The following is a 19,601-nucleotide window of genomic DNA, read 5'->3' as shown; positions in this document are numbered from 1 at the left end:
GGCGTGGGTCGCCGCGGGCGGACCGCTCGAGACGGGCGACGTCGCGCCCGTGCCCGCGCCGGACGCCGTCGTGCGGCCGGGATCGGTGCCGACCGTGACGGCCGACGACGTGCTGGCCGGGCGGGCCGGGAGGCTCGTCGACGCCCGCGCTGCCGAGCGGTACCGCGGCGAGGTCGAGCCGGTCGACCCGGTCGCCGGGCACATCCCGGGTGCGGTGTCCGTCCCGACGTCGGCGCTGGTCGGCGCCGACGGCCGGTACCGACCGCCGGCCGAGCTGCGCGAGCTCCTCGCGGCGGCGGGCGACGGCTCTGGTGGCGACGGCCTCGCAGCCGCCTACTGCGGCTCGGGCGTGACGGCGGCCCAGCTCGTCCTCGCCGGGGACGTGGCCGGCGTCGAGCTGGCCCTCTACCTCGGGTCGTGGTCCCACTGGATCACCGACCCCGCCCGGCCCGTCGCGACGGGTGCGGACCCGGGCTGAGCAGCCCGGCGCGCGGCGCGTGCGTCCGGCAGGCGGCGGGTGGGCCTGCGGGTCCGATCAGGCCCGGCCCACCGCGCACCAGGCCGAGGCGGTGACCTCGAACGGCGCGTCCGGGAGCAGCTCCGCGCAGCGGCGGCGCAGCGCCTCGCGACGCTCGTCGTCGAGCCGTGCGACGTATGCGCCGGCCGGGCCGACGCCGAGCGTGTAGGGCTCCCACCACGCGTCGAACGACGCGAGCTCTGCCGAGACGCTCAGGACCGACGACTCGACGTCGTGCAGGCCCGCCGCGGCGAACAGCTCGGCGAGGTGGCCCTCGCGGGTGCCGGGGAGGGTCCGCTCGCCCGGAGCGTCCGGGTCGACGTCGTGGACCGCCTGCCAGAACGCGCTCAGCGGGCTGCCGCCGCCCGCGTGGTCCCAGACGCACGCCGCGACCACGCCGCCCGGCCGCGTCACGCGCGCCATCTCGGCGAGCCCGCGCACCGGGTCGGTCATGAAGTGGACGACGAGCTGGGCGATCGCGTGGTCGACGACGTCGTCGGCGAACGGCAGCGCCTCGGCCACGCCCTGGACCACCTCGACACCGGGGAAGCGCTGCCGCGCCGCGGCGACGAACGGCTCGGAGGGATCGACCGCGACGACCTGCTCGGGCCCGAGCCGGCGCACGAGCTCGGCCGTCAGCGCGCCCGGACCGCAGCCGACGTCGAGCGCGCGCGTGCCCGTCACCACGCCGGCGGCGTCCGCCAGGTGGGCCGCGAGCGGCTCCGAGAACCGGCCCATGAAGCGGCCGTACGCCTCGGCGCTGACCTCGAAACTCATCCGGCGACCGTACGCCGGGCCGTCACCGGGCGGAAGCGTCCGGCCGGCCGGCCGCTGCCCGACGGGCGCCCCGTCCGGGTGACACGCGCCCCGCCCGGTCGCGCGCGACGGTCGGCACGCCAGACTGGCGCGATGGAGCGTCAGCGCGTCAAGGACGGCCTCGTCGGTGCGGGCATCACCGTGCTCGTGCTGGTGCTCGCCGTCGTCGTGCTGCTGTGGGCGGTGACCGAGCCGGCCGGCGACGCCGAGGCCGCTCCGGTCCCCGGTCCGACCGCGTCACCCGGGCAGCCGGACCCGACGCCCCCCGACGACCTCGAGGCGGGCGAGATCTGGCTCACCGGGCTCGAGCTCGACGCCGTGACCGTGGCCACGCCCGACGGCGCGCTGCACGACGTGCGCGCGGTCGGGCGCGACGTGCGGACCGGGCCCGAGGGGCTGGTGGCGGGCGAGCTCGACGTCGACGCGACCGTCCCGTTCGCGCTCGTCGCGAGCCAGATCGCCGAGGACGTCGTGGTGACCGCCGGGCCCGACGGGCTCGCCTCCGTGGTCCGGACGGTCGAGCTGGGCGGGCGCGACCTCAGGGTCGAGGCGACCGGGTCGGTCGAGGTGCGCTCCGGCCGCCTCGTCGTGGAGCCGCAGACGATCGACGTCGGCGGTCCCTCGTTCCTCGCGGGCGTCCTCGGTGCCGTGGCCCGTCGCCTGGTGACGATCGAGCACGAGATCGAGGGGCTCCCCGACGGCCTCGTGCTGCGCGAGGTGACCGTGGAGGATGACGGCTTCCACGCCGAGCTCTCGGGCCAGGACGTGCGGCTCGAGACGCAGCCGACCGGCTGACGTCCGGCTGACGGCCGGCCGGTCAGCGCGCGATCAGGGCTGCGGTCGGACCGCCGCGGCGAGGTCGGCGCGGAGCTCGTCGGCCGTCCGGCGCGGGCCGTAGCCGGGGGTGCCCGGCTGGATGCGCCACGACTCGGCGAGCGAGTCGATCTCGACGACGTCGAAGCCGAACGCGTCGATGAGCCGCGCCACCTCGGCGCGCGCCTCCGCGTCGTCGCCCGCGATCGCCAGTGCGCGACGACCCGGCGTGCCGGCCGGCTGCGCGTGCTCGGTGAGGTGGGCGAACTCGATGTGGTTGAACGCCTTGACCACGCGCGAGGTGGGCAGGTGCCGCTGGACCAGCTCGGAGCTCGTGATCGCCTCGGCGTCGAGCTCGGCGACGTGTCCGTCGCGCTGCCAGTAGTAGTTGGTGGTGTCGATGACGACCTTGCCCGCGAGCGGCTCGACCGGGACGCTGTCGATCGCGTGCAGCGGGATGGTCACGACCACGAGGTCGCCGTCCTCGGCCGCCTCGGCGGGCGTGCCGGCGCGTGCGCGGTCACCGAGCTCGGTGACGAGGTCGACGAGCGTCTCGGGTCCGCGGGAGTTGCTGAGGACGACGACGTGGCCGAGGCCCGTCGCGAGCCGGGCGAGCTGGGAGCCGATGAGTCCGGAGCCGATGAGGCCGAGCGTGATCATGCGGGTGCCAACACCGCGTCGCCGGAGACATTCCCGCGGGGCGCCGACGGACCGGCGCCCTGCCGACGTCGTCCGGGGCTAGCGACGTCGGGAGTCGTCGAGCGCGTCCCGGCCGCGCGCATCCGTGGGGGCGTCGGTGACGACGTCCGCGTCCGCGTCGGCGACCGTGGCGGTCGCGCTGTCGCTGCCGCCCGCGACGTCGTGCGCCACCTGAGCCGCGAGGAGCCCCGCCGTGCCGTCGTCGGCGGCGGTGTCCGTCGTGCCGGCGGCGGCGACCCGGGGCGCCGCGCCGAGGGCGGCGACGGCGAAGCAGTCGGTGTCGAGCGTGGTGCTCGCCGCGGTGCCCGACGCGGTGTCGCCGAGCAGCCTCATCGGCGCCGGGAGGTTGGCGGCGCGGAGGCGCGTGCGCAGCGTCGTGAGCGACGTCGGCTCGCCGATGATGCGCCAGTCCTGGCGCGAGGCGACGTCGAACCAGGTGAACCCGACGGCACGCGGCGTCGCGGACAGGCCGTCGACGAGGTCGCGGATCATGAGCGGCCGGTTCGGGCCGGGCAGCACGCCGGTCTCGGCGAGGTACAGCGGGAGGTGGGGCGCGATCTCCTGCAGCCGGCGCACGGTCGGCACGACGGACTTGGCCCACGTGTCGCCCGGCTGGTCGTAGTAGACGCTCAGCCCGAGCCAGTCGACGTAGGCGTCGCCGGGGTAGAGCTGCGCGGGGTCGGCGATCGAAGGGCCGTCGAGCGTCGCCGGCGACCACATCCACCGGGCGTTGGTCACGCCCTCCGCCGCGAAGAGGTCGTGCACGTAGCGGTATGCGGCGACGTAGTCCTCGGGGGTGTTGCCGTGCACGCCGGCGCCCCACGGGTACCACGAGCCGTTCATCTCGTGCGCGAACCGGAGGACGACGGGGTGGCCGAGCTCGCGCAGGCGCGCCGCCTGGTCCCGCAGGTAGGTGTCGTGCTCGCCCGCGGCGATCGCCTGGAGCGAGTAGCGGTTCTCGGCCGGGACGGCCGGGTCCCACGGCTCGAAGGTGATCATGGGCATGCGGCCGTCGGTCGCGACACCGCGCAGGGCGGCGACGTTGAACGGGTAGCGGAACGACGTGAACGTCAGCGCGACGTCGGCCCGGCGCCCGAGCGCCGCCTCGAAGGCGAGCAGGCCGTCGGTGGTGTTCGGCTGGCCGGGCGTGAAGACGCCGAGGGCGATCCGCTGGCGGCACGCGGTGCTCGAGGGCGTCACGGACCCGAGGCTCGCCGTCGTGACCAGCTCGGTCGTGGGCGCGGCGGTCCGGCGGACAACCTCGGCCGACGCAGGGGCCGCTGCGGCGATCCCGCTGCCCAGCAGGACTCCGACGACGAGCGTCGCGACCGCCGTGAGGAGCCGCCGCGCGCGTCGATCCGAACCGTGTGCTCCTGCGCGCTGCCGCACGACCATCTCCTCCGGGCCGGGACCGGACGAGCTCCGGCCTCGTGGACCCATCGACGGGGGCGGTTGCGCCGGTGAGCGACGCGTCGGGTGAGATCGGCTGTGCGGGCGGTCACACGTGAGCCGTCAGCGCAGCTGCGCGCGGACCCAGCGCGGGTCGGGGTTGAGGTGCGCGGCCCCACGCACGACGACCGTCGGCACCACCTCGTCGCCGCCGGTGAGCGCGCGGAGGGCGGCGGCCGCGGCCGGGTCGGCCCAGATGTCGACCCAGTGCGCCTTGCCCGCGTGCCGGCCGAGCCGGGCGCGCAGCCGCGCGCAGAAGTGGCAGCCAGGACGCCAGTAGATGATCGGCGCGCCGTCCTCGGCGCTGCGCCGGGCGGCGTCGTCGGCCGCGATCGAGCGCGGGAAGGCCTACGGCGACAGCACGAACTCGAGCAGCAGGAAGACCGCGAGGAGCACGACCGCCGCGACCGGGTCACCGGTCTGCAGCTGGCGCGCGGCGATCGCGAGCCCCGCCAGCGCGAGCAGTGCCGGGACGAGCACGCGTCGGGTCATGGTGACGACGCTAGCCCGGCTGCCGGTGCTCTGACAGGCTGCCGTCGAGGCGACGGAGGTGGGGGCATGACGGATCTGCCGAACATCGGCGGCCCGGCCCGCGGAGCGCTCGAGGCCCGCGGTGTCGACACGCTCGAGCAGGTGGCGACCCTGTCCGAGAAGGAGCTTCTCGCGATCCACGGCGTGGGTCCGAAGGCCGTCCGCATCCTGCGGGCCGCGGCGGCCGAGGCCGGCCTCAGCCCTCGTGAGGAGCCCGCCGGGCGCTGACCGGTCGGGCGCCGTCGTCCGTCGCGGCGGCGGCGCGGCGGGCGCGCCACGCGCGCCAGGCGCCGGTCGACCACAGCGCCCAGACCACGAGCACCGGCTGGAACAGCAGGCGCAGCGCCCGGGCGCGGTCCGTGTCGAGCCCGAAGCCGTCCGTGCCGGTGAGGAACTGGGAGATGTTGCCGGGGAAGATCGCCACGAAGAACGCGGCGACGACCCAGCCGACCAGCCACCGGTGCCGCTGCGGGACCGCGAGCAGCGCCAGACCGAGCGCGATCTCGACCCAGCCGGAGACGACGACGACCGCATCCGCGTCCGCGGGGAACCACGGCGGCACCTGGGCCTGGAACTCCTCGCGCGCGACGGTGAGGTGCGTCGTGCCGGCGAAGGCGAGGGCTCCGCCCAGCGCGATGCGGGCGAGGGTCCGGGGGAGCGAGGTCACGCCCTCACTGTGCTGCACGCGCGCTGGTCGCGCGCCCGGAGGCGTCGTCGGCCCGGCCGTCAGGAGCAGGTGTCGCAGATCCCGGTCGCGGGCAGCGTCATCGAGCACGTCGGGCAGATCGCCACGGGGCGCTCCGCCACGGGCGTCGGGCGGGTCGTCGTCGTCCGGGTGCGCGGGGCGCGGGGCGCTCGGGCCGGTGCTGCGCGTGGCGCGAAGCGGGCCGCGAAGGGCTCGGAGACCTCGAAGCCGCGCTTGCGCAGGATCGCCACGGCGACGTCGATCCCGCGGTGGACCTCCTCGGGCGTCGCGAGCCTGCCCGTCGCCTGGCGGTGCGCGACGCCGACGACGGCCGCGGCGTCGTAGCTGCGCCCCTCGTGCACGAGCACGTGCTCCGGTGCGGGCGAGAAGCCGTACAGCGCGAGGAACGCCTCGTCCCCGCGCTCGTCGTGCTCCGCGATCGCCTGGAGCACGTGCTGTCTGGTCACCGAGGAGAAGGTCGCCACGCGTACCGACACTACGCCGCGCGGTGCGGTGCCCGGATCACGGCCGCGGGTCCGGGCGCGAACCCTCGAGCGGTCCACCCGCCGCACGCCACCCGATGAGGCCGTCTGCCAGGTTGACGACCTCGAAGCCCAGGGTGGCCAGGACGCTCGCCGCGCCGCGGGAGAGGAGGCCGCCCGTGCAGAACGTGATGAGGAGCCGGTCGTCGGGCAGCTCGTCGGCCCGCGCCTCGAGCTCACGGAGCGGCACGTGCCGGGAGCCCGGGACGTGCTGCCGCGCCCGCTCGCGCTCGCCGCGCACGTCGACCACCAGCGCGCCCGACGCGATGAGCTCGACCGCCTCGGCCGCGGTGACGGACCGCGGCCGCCCGAGGTACTTCCGGACGGTCATCGGCGGGCCTCCCGCCGCACGTTCGCGACGGTGAGCACTCCGCCGACGACGGGGACGAGGGCGAGCAGCCGCGTCCGCGTCAGCAGGCCTCGCCCGAGCAGCGCGGTGACCGCGACGGCGAGGTAGAGGGCGCCGTGCACCGGGCCGAGCGCCGACGTCACGCCGTCGGCGTGGACGGTCACGAGGTTGGCGAGCAGGACGAGCACGCTCACGGTCTCGAGGATCGACAGCGTCTCGAGCGCCCGCAGGAGGGGCCTCACGCCTCGGCCCCCGGACGCACGACCATGAGCACGACGACGAGCGCCCACAGCAGGTTGAAGCCGCCGGCCAGCGAGCGCAGCGTCCGGAGCCGCGTGCCGTCGTCGGGCGAGTCGAGCGCCTCCTGCTGGATCGGCGTGATGCGCAGGGCGAGCAGGCCGCCCGCGACGGCCGTCAGCACCATCGCGACGGTGATCCACACCTCGCCGAGGCGGCCCTGCACCGCGGCGAGCATGAGGCCGATGAGCGGCACCGCGAGCGCGAGGGTGCCGTAGACGCGCGTCACGCGGTGGAGCAGCGCGGCGACCGCGACGCTGCGTGCGCCGACGGCGGGCGGGCTCCACGTGGCGACGGCGCGGAGGGTGCGGGTCGAGGAGACCGCTGTGCCGGGCACGGGCCCGGACGACTCGGGGGCCGCAGCGACCGGCGCGTAGCGCGGGAAGAGGCTCGTCGTGACCGCGACGGGTCCGACGAAGAGGATGCCCGCGACGACGTGCGCGGCGAGGAGGACGGGTTCCATACCTTCAGGCTAACTGAAGGTCGCTGGCCTCGTCACGCTCGCGAGCTCCGTCCGGAGCGCCTCGGTGAGGTCGGGATGCGCTGCGGAGAACCGCGCGTCCAGCTCGGCGACCTTCTCGGCGGCCTGGGCGAGCAGGCGCTCGCCGGCCTCGGTGACGCGCAGCCGCGACGCCGCACCCGCGTGGGCCGTCGCGTCCTCGACCAGGCCGTCGCCGGCGAACGCCGCGACCGTCGCGTGCGCGCTCTGCACCGTGATCCGCGAGCGTCGCGCGAGCTCGCTGAAGGAGATCCCCGGCGTCGCGCGGATGTGCCCGAGCAGGCCGTACTTCCGCGTGGTGAGCCCGAGCGGCTTGAGCGCGTCGGCCAGGGCCGCGTCCCACGTGCGAGCGACGGTCAGCAGCGCCACCGTGGGGCTGAACGGCGGCTGCTCCGGCATGCGAGCAGGCTAGCCGCGGGCCCGGGAGGGGTGGCTCACCTGTGGAGCGTCGGTCGGTAGACCAGCGCCTGGATGCGGCCGTCGAACGTCCGGTGCTCGAGCAGCTCGAGGTCGAAGTCGTCCGCACCGCGGAAGAGGGGCGCCTCTCCCGTCCGACCGGTGATCACGGGGAAGATCGTCAGCTCGATGCGGTCGACCAGGCCCGCGGCCATCAGGGCGCGGTTCATCGACAGGCTGCCGTGCGAGCGCAGCGGCACGTCGGACTCCGCCTTGAGCCGCGCGACGACGTCGACGGCGTCGCCGCTCGCCAGCGTCGCGTTCGGCCAGGCGAGCGGGGCCTCGAGGGTCGTCGACACCACCGTGGTCGGCATGCTCCGCATCCGGTTGATCACCGGGTCGTCGAGCCCCGACTCCTCGGCGCTCACCCCGAGCATCGCCACGAACTCCCGGAACGTCGTGGCGCCGAGGACCATCCGCTGGTCCTGCTGGAGCGACGCCAGGCGGTGGTCGAGGAACTCGGGGCCCTGCTTGCCCCAGTAGCCACCCCAGTCACCGCCCTCGCCGTACGAGCCGAAGCCGTCCACGGAGGAGAAGACGTCGAAGGTGTAGGTCGCGGTCATGGGGGGCTCCTCGGGGTTGGGCGCGGGTGAGGAGACAGACCGGGCGCGGGGCCGGAAGTCATCGCGGCCGCTCGAACGCGTGATGACGAAGGGCCCGCTACCCGCATCGCTGCAGGTCACGGGCCCTCGGTGTCGAGCTCTGGGCGGAGGATGGGGGATTCGAACCCCCGAGGGCGTCAACCCAACACGCTTTCCAAGCGTGCGCCATAGGCCACTAGGCGAATCCTCCCGGCCGCACGAGGATACCGGAGGTCCGCGCGCACGCCGAACGACGTCGTCGGCCGGTCCCGCCGGCTGTGTGGAGACTTCGTCCCGCCTGGCGTGACGACGTCTCCACGGTGGCGGCTGACGCCCCGGCCACCCGCGGCCGTGCTCGTGAGGGTCGGGTCCGCGGGGCGTGGAGGTGGTGTGGTCGTTCGGGGACGGGCCTACCGCGGTGGCTACCGTGCTGCCGTGCCCCTCCGTCCCGCCGCCGCTCGCGCCGCGATGCTGCTCTGCCTCGTCGGGGCGCTCGCCGCGTGCAGCGGGCCGGACGCCAAGGCGCCCCGGACCGAGGCGGTCCACCGGTCGGAGCCCGCGCCGAGACCCACGGCGCCCGACCTCGGGCCCGTGGCCACGCCCGAGCTGCCCGCGCCGGCCGAGGCCCCCGCGACGGCACCGCCCCCGGTCGCCGAGCTCCCCAGCGACGCGGCGCTGCCCTGCACCGACGAGGACGTCACCGTCGCCGTCGTCGGCAGCGACGCGGCTCTCGGCTCGCGGTACCTCCTCCTCGGCGCCACGAACACGTCCGCCGTCGGGTGCGTGCTCGACGGGCGCCCGGCGCTCGCGTTCGTGCGCGAGTCGGGCACCCCGACGCCCGACGTCGAGCTCGTCCCCCGCGCGACGACGGACCCCAAGCCCGGTCCTGTCGTCGTGCCGCCCGGTGGGACCGCGTACTCCGAGCTCCGGTGGGGCGCCATGTCCACGGCCCTCGACCCCGACGAGACGGTCCGGATCCGGGTGCGGCCGATGCGCGGCATGCTCCGGACCGAGATCCCGGTGCTGCCGGTGCGGTCCGACCCCGGGGCCGGGTCGCCGCCGTCCTCGCTCGACATCCTCGCGGGTGCCGAGGTCGAGGTCGGGCCGTGGCGGGCGCCACCCGAGGGCTGGAACCTCTGACCGCTGAGCTGTCCGACGGCTGCGACCTCCGACGGCTCAGGGCAGGACGGCGATGGCCTCGACCTCGACGAGCATGTCCGGCTCGCCCAGCGCGGCGACCCCGAGCAGGGTGATGGGCTTGGCGACGTCGACACCGAGGCGCGCGCCGGCGCGCATCGCGCCCTCGATGAGTGACCCCATCTTCTCCGGGGCGTAGTCGACGACGTACACGGTCAGCTTCGCGATCGCGTCGAAGCCCGCGTCGACGGCGGCGAGCGCGGCGCCGACGTTGAGGTAGGCCTGCTCGGTCTGCGCCGCGAGGTCTCCGGCCCCGACCGGCTCGCCCTCCGCGGTCCGCGCCACCTGGCCGGAGAGGTAGACGGCACGGCTGCCCTGGGTCACCGACATCTGCCAGTACGCCTCCGGCGCCGGGATGCCTGCGGGGTTGATGAGCTCGACGGTCATGACGTCCTCCTGAGGTCCTCGCCGGCACGTTGCATGACGACGCTATGGCTAAGTCATAGCAACGCTATGTATGGTTGGCAAGTGCCCAAGGCCGCCGACCCCGCTCTCCGCACCGCGCTCGTCGAGCGCGCCGCGCAGATGCTCGCGCGACGTGAGCCCGTCACCCTGCGCGCGCTCGTCGCCGGCACGGGCGCCTCGACGATGGCGGTCTACACGCACTTCGGCGGCATGCCGGGCGTGTGGCGGGCGGTGCGGCAGGAGGGGTTCGTCCGCCTGGGCGAGCGCCTCGCCGCGCTCGAGCCGACCGCCGACCCGGTCCGGGACGTGGGTGCCCTCGGCGCTGCCTACGTGACCTCGGGCCTCGCTGCGCCCGACCTCTACCGCGCGATGTTCGACACCCAGGCGGAGCTCGAGGACGCGCCGGCCGCGGACCGCACCTTCGGCGTGCTGGTGTCGGCGATCGCGCGGGCGCGCGACGAGGGGCGGCTGGCCCCCGACGGCGACCCCGCGGTGCTCGCGACCCGCTTCTGGGTCACGGGTCACGGACTGACGTCCCTGGCGATCGGCGGCGTGCTGCCGCGCGGTGAGCTGCGGGAGCACGCGGTCGAGCTGACGACCGCGCTGCTCGTCGCCGCCGGGGGGCGCGCCGACGCGTGCCGCGCGTCCCTGGCCGCCGGGTGGGCGGACGTGCTCGACGCCTGAGCGCCGACCCGGCGGAGAGGCCTGCTCAGTCCATCGACGCGAGCTGGATGAGGTTGCCGCACGTGTCGTCGAGCACCGCGGTCGTCATCGGACCCATGGCGAGCGGCTCCTGCGTGAACCGCACGCCGAGCCCGACGAGCCGCTCGTGCTCCGCGCGCACGTCCGCCACGCCGAACGACGTGAACGGGATGCCGTCGGCGACGAGCGCCTCGCGGAAGGGGGCGACCGCCGGGTGGTCGGACGGCTCGAGCGAGATCTCCGGACCGTCCGGCTGCTCCGTGGACCCGACCGTCAGCCAGCTGTGCTCGCCCATGGGGATCTCGGTGCGCTTCTCGAACCCGAGGACTTCGGTGTAGAAGCGCAGGGCCTTCTCCTGGTCGTCGACGAAGACGCTCATGACGGTGATACGGGGCATGGCGGGCTCACTTCCGGTGGGGCCAACGCTCGGCGATGGCGGCGAGGGGTGACGTGTCGACGTGGTGGAACGTGTAGCGGCCTGCGCGCCGGACCGACACCAGGCCGGCCGACTCGAGGACGGCGACGTGCTGGGACACGGCCTGCCGTGAGGAGGTCAGGCCGTGCTTGCCGGCGAGCCGGGCGCAGAGCTCGAACAGGGTCTGGCCGTCGCGCTCGACGAGCTCGTCGAGGATCGCGCGACGCGTCCCGTCCGCGATCGCCTTGAAGACGACGTCGTCCATGGCGGCGACAATAGGCAAGTGTCCGCTTGCATGTCAACGGCCCTGTCGAACAACGGCAGCGACGACGGGGATCCAGATGCCGCGCGGACGCGCCGTTGTTCGACAGGGGCTGGTGGGTACCGGGGGGCGCGCGGCGGGGTCCGGGGTGTCGGGCTCCGGGCTTCGGGGTGTCAGGTGCCCGTGCCGGCTGCGTTAGGCTTGTCGGCGACCCCTCGTGCGGCGTCACCCCGCTGAACCCCCCCAGGGCCGGAAGGCAGCAAGGGCAGGTGGGCTCTGACGGGTGTGCGGGGGGTCCTCGCATGTCCGGGCGACCGAGGCCGTCCTCGGCGGTGCGCGTGACGCAGGTCACAGGTCCGTGGTGCTCCCCTTACGCCGGTGCGGGTCGATGAGGGTGCGTCCGCCCGCATCGACCGGCCCTTCGGCCGACCTCGGAGATCCCTGTGCCATCCACATCCGTCCGCCCGCGTCGCCCGTGGCGACGCACGGCCCTCGCGACGGCGGGCGCCCTGCTCGCCGTCCTCATCCCTGCCGGCTCCGCGTCCGCCTACACGATCTCGGTGCACCTCGAGTCCGGTGCCGAGAAGGTCGGCTCGACGGCCACCTACTCCTTCGAGTGCAACCTCGAGTCGAGCACTGCGCCGGGTGCGCAGTGGTTCCTCGAGTCGTACACCGACTCCATCTCCCAGGGCACGGTGTCGTCGTTCACGACCAACACCCCGACGTACCGCGCCGGGTCCTTCACGGTCGACTACGCCGGGCTCGAGCCCGGCGGCTACCGGCTCTTCGTCCAGTGCGAGAACAACCCCGGCAGCTGGTGGAGCAGCATCCACAGCGTCAACCTCGTCGGTGACGTCGTAACCACGACGAACGTCTCCGTCGCCGACCCCACGCTGATCGGTGCCGACTTCAGCGACCTGCACGCCACCGTCTCCGGCGGCGTGCCGGCCGGTGGGCTCGTCGACTTCTCGCTGAACGGCAGCCACGCGGGCACCGCGTCGGTCGACGCGCAGGGCCACGCGCAGTTGCGCCAGTGGGTGCCGGCGACCTCGACCGTCACGGCGGCCTACCGCGGCGACGAGGGCTTCCTGGCTTCGTCGTCGGGCTCGGCCCAGGTGACCGTGGTCACCGACCTCAGCGCACCCGAGAGCGTCGCGGTGACCGGCCCGGTGGTGGTCGGCAGCACGCTCGGCACCTCCTCGGCGCCGTGGTCGCCGGACGTCGCGGCCGGCACCGTGCTCTCGTACGTGTGGACCGTGGACGGCGACGTCGTCGGCACCGGCCCGCACTACGCGCCTGTCGTCGCCGACCTGGGCAAGACGCTCGAGGTCACGATCACGGGCACGCACCCGCGGCTCGAGGGCATCAGCCGCTCCGTCACGAGCGCGCCGGCGGTCGTCGGTACGGGCACCCTGGCGGCCGGCACGGTCGAGATCACGGGCCACGACGGGTACCGCGCCGTGCTCGGCCAGCAGCTCACCGCTGCCACGACGGGGTGGCCGGCGCACGCCGCGCTCTCCTACGTCTGGACCGTCGGTGGACGCACCGTCTCGACCGCGCCGACCTACACGCCGGTCGCGGCCGACCTCGGCCACTCGGTGCACGTCGAGGTCACCGGCTCGGCCGCCGGGTACGAGCCGACCACGTGGTCGGACGCGATCGCCGGGGCGACGGCCACGCCGACCGTCACGGTCGCCCCCGTGCGCGTCACGGCCGGCCAGGACGCCGTCGTCCGCGTGGACGTCGCCGGACCCGCCGGCGGCCCCGTGCCGACCGGCGAGGTCACCGTGACGGCCACGCCGACGGCGGGCGGCAACGCGGTCGACCTTGGGACCGTCGTCCTCGACGAGGGCGTCGCCACCGTGACCATGCCGCGCCCGGGCGTCGGCACCTACGACGTGGCCGTCGGCTACGGCGGCTCCGTCATGCTGCTCAAGGGTCTCGCCGCCCGCGCCGCACTGACCGGTCCGTACACCCCTGCCACGGGCGTCGGAACCATCGAGGTCGCGCGCGCGACCCCGATCGCGACCGTGCCGGACGTGACCGTGCCCGTGGCGACGCCGGCCGTGCTCGACGTCGAGGTCACCGGCACGGCGCTGCCGCAGTCGTACGTCGTCCGTGACGGCGCCACGGCGCTCGCCGAGGGGCTGGTCCCCGAGGGCGGCGCGCTGGCGATCACCCTGCCGGTCCTCGCGCCCGGCGTGCACCGGCTGACGATCGAGCTCCCCGGGACCGAGGTCACCACGCCGATGTCGGTCGAGGTCACGGTGACGGTCGTGGGCGAGCCTGCCCGCGCGACCGGCGTGCCGACCGCGCAGCTCGAGTCGCCGAAGGCCGCGTCCCAGCCGGGCCAGTCCATGGATCTCGTGGCGCGCGGCTTCCTCCCGGGCGAGACCGTCGCGTTCTACCTGCACTCGGACCCGGTCTTCCTGGGCACGGCCGTCGCAGGTGCGGACGGCGTCGCGCGTCTGACCGCCGCGGTCCCGGACGGCGTGCCGCTCGGTGCCCACACGGTCGTCGCGACCGGCGGCGAGTCGGGTCGCTGGGCGTCGCTCCCGGTCGAGCTCGCTCGGCCGACGGCGGCTCCCGTCGCGGCCGGCGCCTCGGCCTCGGCCGCCGCGCTGCCCACGACGGGTGTCGAGACCGGCGCACTCCTGGGGGTCGTCTGGCTCCTCGTGCTGACCGGTGCGGTGGCTGTGGTGATCGGCCGCCGCCTCCGCGCGCAGGCCTGATTCGTACGCGCCTGACCTGATCGACCAGAACGGCCCCCGGCGCATGTCGCCGGGGGCCGTTCGCGTGCTACCGGGGGCGGACCCGGCGCCGGACCCTGGTCGCACGCGACGCCGTCGACCGCGGTCCCGTCGGCCGACGCGCGCGGCGCACCTCGGGCGCGAGCCTGGAGGCATGAGCGTCCCACTGCCTCCCCCGCCTCCCCCCGCCGCGGCCTCGGCCACCGCCCCGGCCGCCGTCGTGCCGCCTGCCGCGCACGCCGCGGCGCGCCTGAGCGCACGGGGCCTCGTGAAGACCTTCGGCACGACGACGGCGCTCGCGGGCGTCGACGTCGACCTGGCCGCGGGCGAGTCGCTCGCCGTCATGGGCCCCTCGGGCTCCGGCAAGTCGACGCTGCTGCACTGCCTGGCCGGGATCCTGCCGCCCGACGCGGGCACTATCGCCCTCGAGGGCCGCGAGATCGGCCGCCTCTCCGACCGCGAGCGGACCCTCCTGCGCCGGGAGCGCTACGGCTTCGTCTTCCAGTTCGGCCAGCTGCTGCCCGAGCTGCCGGCCGAGGAGAACGTCGCGCTCGCGTCGATGCTGCTCGGCACGCCGCGCGCCCGGGCGCTCGACCTCGCGCGGCAGTGGCTCGCCGCGCTCGGCCTGGCCGGTATGGAGCGCCGCCGTCCGGGCGAGCTCTCGGGCGGTCAGGCGCAGCGGGTCGCCGTCGCGCGGGCCCTCATCACCGGCCCCGACGTCGTCTTCGCGGACGAGCCCACCGGCGCGCTCGACCAGACCACCGGTGCGGACGTCATGCGCGTGCTCACCGAGACCACCCGTGCCGCGGGCGCGTCGCTCGTGCTCGTCACGCACGACGAGAACGTGGCGAGCTGGTGCTCGCGGCGCATCGAGGTGCGCGACGGCCGGGTGGTGGGCGCATGAGGACCGTCCTCGCCCTCGCGGGCGGACCGCTGCGCGCCGCACGGGCGTCGGGCGGCGCAGGGGCCCGCCTGACGCCCGGCGCGCTCGCCGTGATCGCCTTCGCCGTCACGACGGCCTTCGCGCTGAGCGTGGTCGGCGGCCTCCGCGGCTTCGAGGGCCGCGCGGCCGACCCGACGTCGGACGTCATGGCGGACCTCGCGCCGACCTACGTGACGCTCGCCTGGATCGCCGTCGTGCTGCTCATCGTGCCGCTCGTGTCGCTCGGTGCGGGTGCAGCGCGGCTGGGCGTCGCCCGCCGCGACGCCCGCCTCTCGACCCTGCGCCTCCTGGGCGTCACCGGGCCGCAGACCGTCGCCCTGACCGCGCTCGAGACGGCGCAGCAGGGTCTGGTCGGCGCGGCGATCGGCCTCGCCGGGTACGGCGCGCTCCTGCCGGTGTGGACGCGCATCCCCTTCATGGGGCAGCCGTTCACGGCGGGGGAGATATGGGTCGGCGTGCCCGTCCTCGCCGCGACGCTCGTCGTCGTGCCGCTGGTCGCGGCCGTCAGCGCGACGGTCTCGCTGCGCCGCGTCGTCGTCACGCCGCTCGGGGTGGCCCGGCGCACGACGCCGCCCGCCCTGCGCTGGGTGCGCGTGCTCGGCGTCGTCGGCGCGGTGGGTGCGTTCACGGTGGTCGCCAAGGTCCAGCTCGGGTTCGAGGGCGCGGTCGTCACGGTGATCCTGCTCGGCCTGCTCGGGCTCGTGCTCGGCACCATCAACCTCCTCGGCCCGTGGACCATCAGCCTGCTCGCGCGGGTCATGGTCCGGCGCGCGACCACTCCGGCCCGGCTGCTCGCCGGGCGGCGCCTGCTCGACGACCCCAAGGCGGCGTGGCGCGTCGTCGCCGGGCTCGGCCTGGCGGGGTTCGTCGCGGGCATCGTGTCCGTGCTGCCCGGCCTCGCCGCCGCGACCGGTGACGGCGACACCGCGGACCGGCTGCTCGCGCAGGACCTGGTGACCGGGGGCATCCTCACGCTCGCGATCGCGTTCGCCGTCGCGGCGGCGTCGGCCGGCATCGCGCAGGCGGCCTCCGTGCTCGACCGCCGCCAGGAGTACGCGCTGCAGCACCTGGCGGGCGTGCCCGTCGAGCTGTTCGACGAGGTGCGCCGTCGCGTGGTCGTCGCCCCCCTCGCGCTCGTGGCCGGGACCTCCGCCGCCGTCGCGCTCGTCGTGCTCCTGCCGCTGTTCGGGATGGCGCTGGTCACGGCGCCGCAGGGGCTCCTGCTGCTCGCCGGGTGCCTGCTCGGCGGAGGGCTGCTCGTGGTCGCCGCGACCGAGACGAGCCGGCCGCTCATGCGCGCGGTCCTGCGCGAGACCGACGTCCGGCCGGGCTGAGCGGGCAGGCTGAGCGGGCTGGGCTGGGCTGAGCGGGAGGGCGAGCGGTGAGAGCTCGGGGTCGCTCGCTCAGCCCTCGACGCCTGTCGCGTCGTGCGACGTGCCGACCGGCTTGGACTCGGGCGAGCCGCGCTCGCGGAGGTAGATCGCCAGGACGACCATGCTCGCGACCGCCAGGAACTCCGACTGCCAGTTCTGGAACGTGCGGTTCCAGAACTCGGGAAGCGCGAGGTACTCGGCCCAGGTCACCGGGTCCTGGCGGTCGCGCAGCTGGGACTCGTTGTACGCCGTCGTGCCGGTGATGGACTGCGCGAGCCAGGAGAGCAGGAAGAGCCCGCCCATGACGAGGCTCAGCGAGTGCGAGAAGACGGACAGGCGCCAGCCGCGCACGCGCGCCCAGGCCGGCGAGCTCTCCGTGGCGTGCTCGGCGACGTGCTGCTCCTCGTCCGACTCCCGGCCGACGTCCTCGAGCTTCTTCGACTCCGGCGAGCCCTTCTGGACGAGCCACACCGTCGCGAGGATGAAGAGGAGGAACTGCAGGTACTCGGACTGCCAGTTCTCCGTGACGTCGACGGCGAAGACGGACGACGTCAGGTACTGGCCGAGCGTCACGGGCTCGAGGCCCGCGCCGCGCTGCTCCTCGTTGAAGTACGCGAGCCCGGTGAGCGCCTGACCGACCAGCGTCACCACGAACAGGACGCCGAAGAAGAGCGTGAGGCCGTTGTGCCTCAACGCGGAGCGGAGCGCGCTCATCGGTGCAGCAGCCCGAGCGCGATGAAGTACACGAGCCCGACGAGCGCCGAGCCGAGCAGCACGGTGAACATGACGCGCACGGTCAGCCTCCCTCGATCGCGCACTCGTACGGCTGGTCGGTGCGGGGCGTGCAGCCCGCGGCGGTGACCAGCCACGTCTCGCCGCTCAGGGTGAGGAATACGGTGTCGCCCTCGAGGCGCACCTGGGCCTGGCGGCCGAACGCCTGGGCCCCGCGGGACCCACCGCCGGCCGCGTCCTCGATCTCGTCGGCGACCTCGGGCTCGAGGACCGCCTCCTCGCACGCCGCGGAGAACTCGCTCTCGAGGGCCTGCACGGCGGCGGGTGCGAGGAGCGTGCAGGCCGCTGCGCCGTCGGACGACGCGACGGCCTCCACGAGCGCTGACGCCGCCTCGGCCGCGGCGGACGCGTCCGGGCTCGCGGAGCACGCGCTGACCAGCGCGAGCACGGCGAGGGCGCCCGCTGCGGCGCGTCCGGTGGCGGTCATGAGCGCACCGTAGCGACGGCCACGGACGTCCGCCCGGCGAGGCTGGGGGCGGTGCCGTCCTGTCGGTGGCGGCGTCTACGCTCGGTCCCGTGAGCACAGCCCTGTACCGCCGCTACCGGCCCGACACCTTCACCGAGGTGATCGGTCAGGAGCACGTCACGGAGCCGCTCATGCAGGCGCTCCGGGCGGACAAGGTCACGCACGCCTACCTGTTCTCCGGCCCGCGCGGCTGCGGCAAGACGACGTCGGCGCGCATCCTCGCGCGCTGCCTCAACTGCGCGCAGGGGCCGACGCCCGAGCCGTGCGGCACATGCCCGTCGTGCGTCGAGCTGGGACGCGGCGGGCCGGGCAGCCTCGACGTCGTCGAGATCGACGCGGCGAGCCACGGTGGGGTCGACGACGCGCGTGACCTGCGCGAGCGCGCGACGTTCGCGCCGGCGCGCGACCGGTTCAAGATCTTCATCCTGGACGAGGCCCACATGGTCACGTCGCAGGGCTTCAACGCGCTCCTCAAGATCGTCGAGGAGCCGCCGCCGCACATCAAGTTCATCTTCGCGACGACGGAGCCGGACAAGGTCATCGGGACCATCCGCTCGCGCACCCACCACTACCCCTTCCGGCTCGTCGGGCCGTCCACCCTGCAGCCGTACCTGCAGGGGCTGTGCGAGACGGAGGGCGTCCAGGTCGGCGCCGGCGTCCTGCCGCTCGTGGTGCGCGCCGGCGGCGGCTCCGTGCGCGACTCGCTCTCGGTGCTCGACCAGCTCGTCGCGGGCGCCGACGAGGGCGGCATCGACTACGAGCGCGCGGTGGCGCTGCTCGGCTACACGCACGCGACGCTCCTCGACGACGTCGTCGACGCGATCGCCGCACGGGACGGCGCGAGCGCCTTCCGCGTCGTCGAGCGCGTGATCTCGTCGGGGCACGAGCCGCGGCGGTTCGTCGAGGACCTGCTCGAGCGGCTGCGCGACCTCATCGTCATCGCGGCGTCCGGCGAGGCGGCGCAGGCGGTGCTCCGGGACCTGCCGACGGACCAGCTCGAGCGCATGCGGGGCCAGGCGTCGGCGCTCGGCGCCGCGGAGCTCTCCCGCTCGGCCGACCTCGTCAACGCCGCGCTCACCGAGATGACCGGCGCGACGTCGCCGCGGCTGCACCTCGAGCTGCTCGTCGCACGCCTGCTCCTGCCGGCCGCCGACGACGGCTCCGTCGGCCTCGCCGCGCGGCTCGACCGGGTCGAGCGTCAGGTCGCCTCGGGTGTCCCCGCCGCGGCTGCGCACGCGGTGCCGGCGCCCGCGGCGGTCCAGGTGGCCCCGGCCCAGGTGACCGCGCCTCGGGTGGCGGCGCAGACGCCGACGCACGCCGCGACGCAGGAGGAGTCGCCGACGACGAGGCAGGTCGCGACGCCGTCGGTCGAGCCTGCGCCGGTCGAGGCTGCGTCGGCCCGGACTGCGCCGGTCGAGACTGCGCCGACCGCGACGCCGCAGGGCGGTGCGGCTCCTGGGGGCCCCACGTCGACCGCGACGTCGTACTCCGCGACGCCCCCTGCGACGCACCCTGCGGAGCCGAGCGAGCCATCCGTCCCGGAGACGAGCGATCCCGCGGCGGCCGACGCCGGGACCGCGGGCACCCGGACCCAGGACGCCGAGACGCCGCGCCCGGAGAGCGAGGACGTCGAGCCGCAGGACACGCCGGTCGCCGGCAGGCCCGCCGTCGGTGCGCCCGTGACGATCTCCGCGGGCAGCGCACCGGCCGCGGGGTTCGACGCGGAGATGGTCCGGCGGCGCTGGCCCGAGGTGCTCCAGACGCTCCGCGGGCTGCGCATGGCGACGTGGGTGCTCGTGAGCCAGAACGCGCAGGTCGGGGAGGTGTCCGCGGACAAGGTTGCGCTCGCGTTCACGACGCCGCAGCTCGCCTCGACCTTCCGCAGCGGCCCTCACCCGGACAACGTCCAGCGCGCGCTCCACGAGACGCTCGGCATCACGGTGCGCGTCGAGACGGCGCTCGCGGAGAGCGCGGCCGCGGCTGCGCCGGCGACGCCCGCGGCCGCCGCGCCGGCAGAGGTCCCCGGCCGTCCGTCGACCGCCGCCGCCGAGGCGTCGTGGGA

At 75.2% G+C, this 19,601-nt stretch carries 26 protein-coding genes, 1 tRNA gene and 1 other RNA gene; 10 read left to right on the top strand and 18 right to left on the bottom strand.

Going from position 1 to position 19,601, the window contains the following annotated elements:
- A partial coding sequence (locus ICW40_RS16025) for a sulfurtransferase (protein WP_260459310.1) occupies positions 1-478 on the top strand: 478 nt, incomplete at its 5' end.
- Positions 479-535: 57 nt separating this feature from the next.
- Here ICW40_RS16025 and ICW40_RS16020 read toward each other — a convergent pair.
- Positions 536-1,294 carry a class I SAM-dependent methyltransferase gene (locus tag ICW40_RS16020; RefSeq protein ID WP_221655014.1) on the bottom strand — a complete coding sequence of 253 codons (759 nt, stop codon included), beginning with the start codon at positions 1,292-1,294 and terminating at the stop codon, positions 536-538.
- A 132-nt stretch (positions 1,295-1,426) separates the two neighbouring features.
- On the opposite strand from ICW40_RS16020, the gene ICW40_RS16015 reads away from it, so the two are divergent.
- Complete coding sequence (locus ICW40_RS16015) at positions 1,427-2,128, top strand: LmeA family phospholipid-binding protein (RefSeq protein WP_221655013.1); 702 nt, start codon at positions 1,427-1,429, stop codon at positions 2,126-2,128.
- A 33-nt stretch (positions 2,129-2,161) separates the two neighbouring features.
- Here ICW40_RS16015 and ICW40_RS16010 read toward each other — a convergent pair whose 3' ends face one another.
- The 4 genes from ICW40_RS16010 to ICW40_RS15995 all read right to left on the bottom strand — a co-directional run bounded on the left by ICW40_RS16010 (position 2,162) and on the right by ICW40_RS15995 (position 4,786).
- On the bottom strand, positions 2,162-2,806 hold the full coding sequence (locus ICW40_RS16010) for an NADPH-dependent F420 reductase (RefSeq protein ID WP_221655012.1): 645 nt from the start codon (positions 2,804-2,806) through the stop codon (positions 2,162-2,164).
- 78 nt (positions 2,807-2,884) lie between these two features.
- Complete coding sequence (locus ICW40_RS16005) at positions 2,885-4,234, bottom strand: glycoside hydrolase family 26 protein (protein WP_221655011.1); 1,350 nt, start codon at positions 4,232-4,234, stop codon at positions 2,885-2,887.
- A gap of 123 nt (positions 4,235-4,357) precedes the next feature.
- Positions 4,358-4,576 carry a glutaredoxin domain-containing protein gene (locus tag ICW40_RS16000; RefSeq protein ID WP_308121855.1) on the bottom strand — a complete coding sequence of 73 codons (219 nt, stop codon included), beginning with the start codon at positions 4,574-4,576 and terminating at the stop codon, positions 4,358-4,360.
- Positions 4,577-4,642: 66 nt separating this feature from the next.
- Positions 4,643-4,786: a hypothetical protein gene (locus ICW40_RS15995; protein ID WP_221655010.1), complete on the bottom strand. Its 144-nt coding sequence runs from the start codon at positions 4,784-4,786 to the stop codon at positions 4,643-4,645.
- 66 nt (positions 4,787-4,852) lie between these two features.
- Between ICW40_RS15995 and ICW40_RS15990 the strand changes: the two genes are divergently transcribed.
- Positions 4,853-5,053: a helix-hairpin-helix domain-containing protein gene (locus tag ICW40_RS15990; protein ID WP_221655009.1), complete on the top strand. Its 201-nt coding sequence runs from the start codon at positions 4,853-4,855 to the stop codon at positions 5,051-5,053.
- On the opposite strand, the gene ICW40_RS15985 is transcribed toward ICW40_RS15990, so the two are convergent.
- The 8 genes from ICW40_RS15985 to ICW40_RS15950 form a co-directional block, all read right to left on the bottom strand.
- Positions 5,022-5,492: a DoxX family protein gene (locus tag ICW40_RS15985; protein ID WP_308121854.1), complete on the bottom strand. Its 471-nt coding sequence runs from the start codon at positions 5,490-5,492 to the stop codon at positions 5,022-5,024. The two genes, ICW40_RS15990 and ICW40_RS15985, sit on opposite strands and share 32 nt — an antisense overlap.
- A gap of 59 nt (positions 5,493-5,551) precedes the next feature.
- Positions 5,552-5,977: a hypothetical protein gene (locus ICW40_RS15980; RefSeq protein ID WP_260459309.1), complete on the bottom strand. Its 426-nt coding sequence runs from the start codon at positions 5,975-5,977 to the stop codon at positions 5,552-5,554.
- A gap of 55 nt (positions 5,978-6,032) precedes the next feature.
- Positions 6,033-6,383 carry a rhodanese-like domain-containing protein gene (locus ICW40_RS15975; RefSeq protein ID WP_221655006.1) on the bottom strand — a complete coding sequence of 117 codons (351 nt, stop codon included), beginning with the start codon at positions 6,381-6,383 and terminating at the stop codon, positions 6,033-6,035.
- Complete coding sequence (locus ICW40_RS15970; protein ID WP_221655005.1) at positions 6,380-6,643, bottom strand: hypothetical protein; 264 nt, start codon at positions 6,641-6,643, stop codon at positions 6,380-6,382. The genes ICW40_RS15975 and ICW40_RS15970 overlap by 4 nt, the downstream gene beginning before the upstream one ends.
- Entirely contained in the window at positions 6,640-7,161 is a 522-nt protein-coding gene (locus ICW40_RS15965) for a hypothetical protein (RefSeq protein WP_221655004.1), read from the bottom strand. The genes ICW40_RS15970 and ICW40_RS15965 overlap by 4 nt, the downstream gene beginning before the upstream one ends.
- A gap of 9 nt (positions 7,162-7,170) precedes the next feature.
- Entirely contained in the window at positions 7,171-7,596 is a 426-nt protein-coding gene (locus tag ICW40_RS15960; RefSeq protein ID WP_221655003.1) for a MarR family winged helix-turn-helix transcriptional regulator, read from the bottom strand.
- Between the two features lie 35 nt (positions 7,597-7,631).
- Positions 7,632-8,216, bottom strand: a complete 585-nt coding sequence (locus tag ICW40_RS15955) for a dihydrofolate reductase family protein (RefSeq protein WP_221655002.1) — start codon at positions 8,214-8,216, stop codon at positions 7,632-7,634.
- 144 nt (positions 8,217-8,360) lie between these two features.
- A tRNA-Ser gene (locus ICW40_RS15950) sits at positions 8,361-8,445 on the bottom strand.
- 224 nt (positions 8,446-8,669) lie between these two features.
- Between ICW40_RS15950 and ICW40_RS15945 the strand changes: the two genes are divergently transcribed.
- On the top strand, positions 8,670-9,374 hold the full coding sequence (locus ICW40_RS15945; protein WP_221655001.1) for a DUF4232 domain-containing protein: 705 nt from the start codon (positions 8,670-8,672) through the stop codon (positions 9,372-9,374).
- Positions 9,375-9,410: 36 nt separating this feature from the next.
- Here the strand turns inward: ICW40_RS15945 and ICW40_RS15940 are convergent, their stop codons facing one another.
- Positions 9,411-9,818, bottom strand: a complete 408-nt coding sequence (locus ICW40_RS15940; protein ID WP_221655000.1) for a RidA family protein — start codon at positions 9,816-9,818, stop codon at positions 9,411-9,413.
- A gap of 81 nt (positions 9,819-9,899) precedes the next feature.
- On the opposite strand from ICW40_RS15940, the gene ICW40_RS15935 reads away from it, so the two are divergent.
- Entirely contained in the window at positions 9,900-10,520 is a 621-nt protein-coding gene (locus ICW40_RS15935; protein WP_221654999.1) for a TetR/AcrR family transcriptional regulator, read from the top strand.
- Between the two features lie 25 nt (positions 10,521-10,545).
- Here ICW40_RS15935 and ICW40_RS15930 read toward each other — a convergent pair whose 3' ends face one another.
- Both ICW40_RS15930 and ICW40_RS15925 read right to left on the bottom strand, forming a co-directional pair.
- The gene (locus tag ICW40_RS15930) at positions 10,546-10,935 is read right to left on the bottom strand and encodes a VOC family protein (protein ID WP_221654998.1); all 390 of its coding nucleotides are present in this window, start codon (positions 10,933-10,935) and stop codon (positions 10,546-10,548) included.
- Between the two features lie 7 nt (positions 10,936-10,942).
- Entirely contained in the window at positions 10,943-11,218 is a 276-nt protein-coding gene (locus ICW40_RS15925) for an ArsR/SmtB family transcription factor (protein WP_221654997.1), read from the bottom strand.
- Between the two features lie 203 nt (positions 11,219-11,421).
- Between ICW40_RS15925 and ffs the strand changes: the two genes are divergently transcribed.
- The 4 genes from ffs to ICW40_RS15905 all read left to right on the top strand — a co-directional run bounded on the left by ffs (position 11,422) and on the right by ICW40_RS15905 (position 16,242).
- An RNA gene (gene ffs, locus ICW40_RS15920) (signal recognition particle sRNA small type) lies at positions 11,422-11,518 on the top strand.
- 140 nt (positions 11,519-11,658) lie between these two features.
- A complete protein-coding gene (locus tag ICW40_RS15915; RefSeq protein WP_221654996.1) occupies positions 11,659-13,947 on the top strand; it encodes a hypothetical protein in 2,289 nt (762 codons plus the stop codon).
- A gap of 172 nt (positions 13,948-14,119) precedes the next feature.
- Positions 14,120-14,869, top strand: a complete 750-nt coding sequence (locus tag ICW40_RS15910; RefSeq protein WP_221654995.1) for an ABC transporter ATP-binding protein — start codon at positions 14,120-14,122, stop codon at positions 14,867-14,869.
- A complete protein-coding gene (locus ICW40_RS15905) occupies positions 14,866-16,242 on the top strand; it encodes a hypothetical protein (protein WP_221654994.1) in 1,377 nt (458 codons plus the stop codon). The genes ICW40_RS15910 and ICW40_RS15905 overlap by 4 nt, the downstream gene beginning before the upstream one ends.
- A 69-nt stretch (positions 16,243-16,311) precedes the next feature.
- Here the strand turns inward: ICW40_RS15905 and ICW40_RS15900 are convergent, their stop codons facing one another.
- Positions 16,312-16,995, bottom strand: coding sequence for a DUF6766 family protein (locus tag ICW40_RS15900; RefSeq protein WP_221654993.1), 684 nt, complete (start codon positions 16,993-16,995; stop codon positions 16,312-16,314).
- An 82-nt stretch (positions 16,996-17,077) separates the two neighbouring features.
- Positions 17,078-17,500: a hypothetical protein gene (locus ICW40_RS15895; protein ID WP_221654992.1), complete on the bottom strand. Its 423-nt coding sequence runs from the start codon at positions 17,498-17,500 to the stop codon at positions 17,078-17,080.
- Positions 17,501-17,589: 89 nt separating this feature from the next.
- Here ICW40_RS15895 and ICW40_RS15890 point away from each other — a divergent pair.
- The coding region (locus ICW40_RS15890; protein WP_221654991.1) for a DNA polymerase III subunit gamma and tau at positions 17,590-19,601 on the top strand (2,012 nt) is incomplete at its 3' end.

The organism is Actinotalea ferrariae, assembly GCF_019733465.1.
GTDB lineage: Bacteria > Actinomycetota > Actinomycetes > Actinomycetales > Cellulomonadaceae > Actinotalea > Actinotalea ferrariae_A.
Note: the sequence above shows the minus strand (reverse complement) of the source record. Positions and strands in the feature narration are given on the sequence as shown.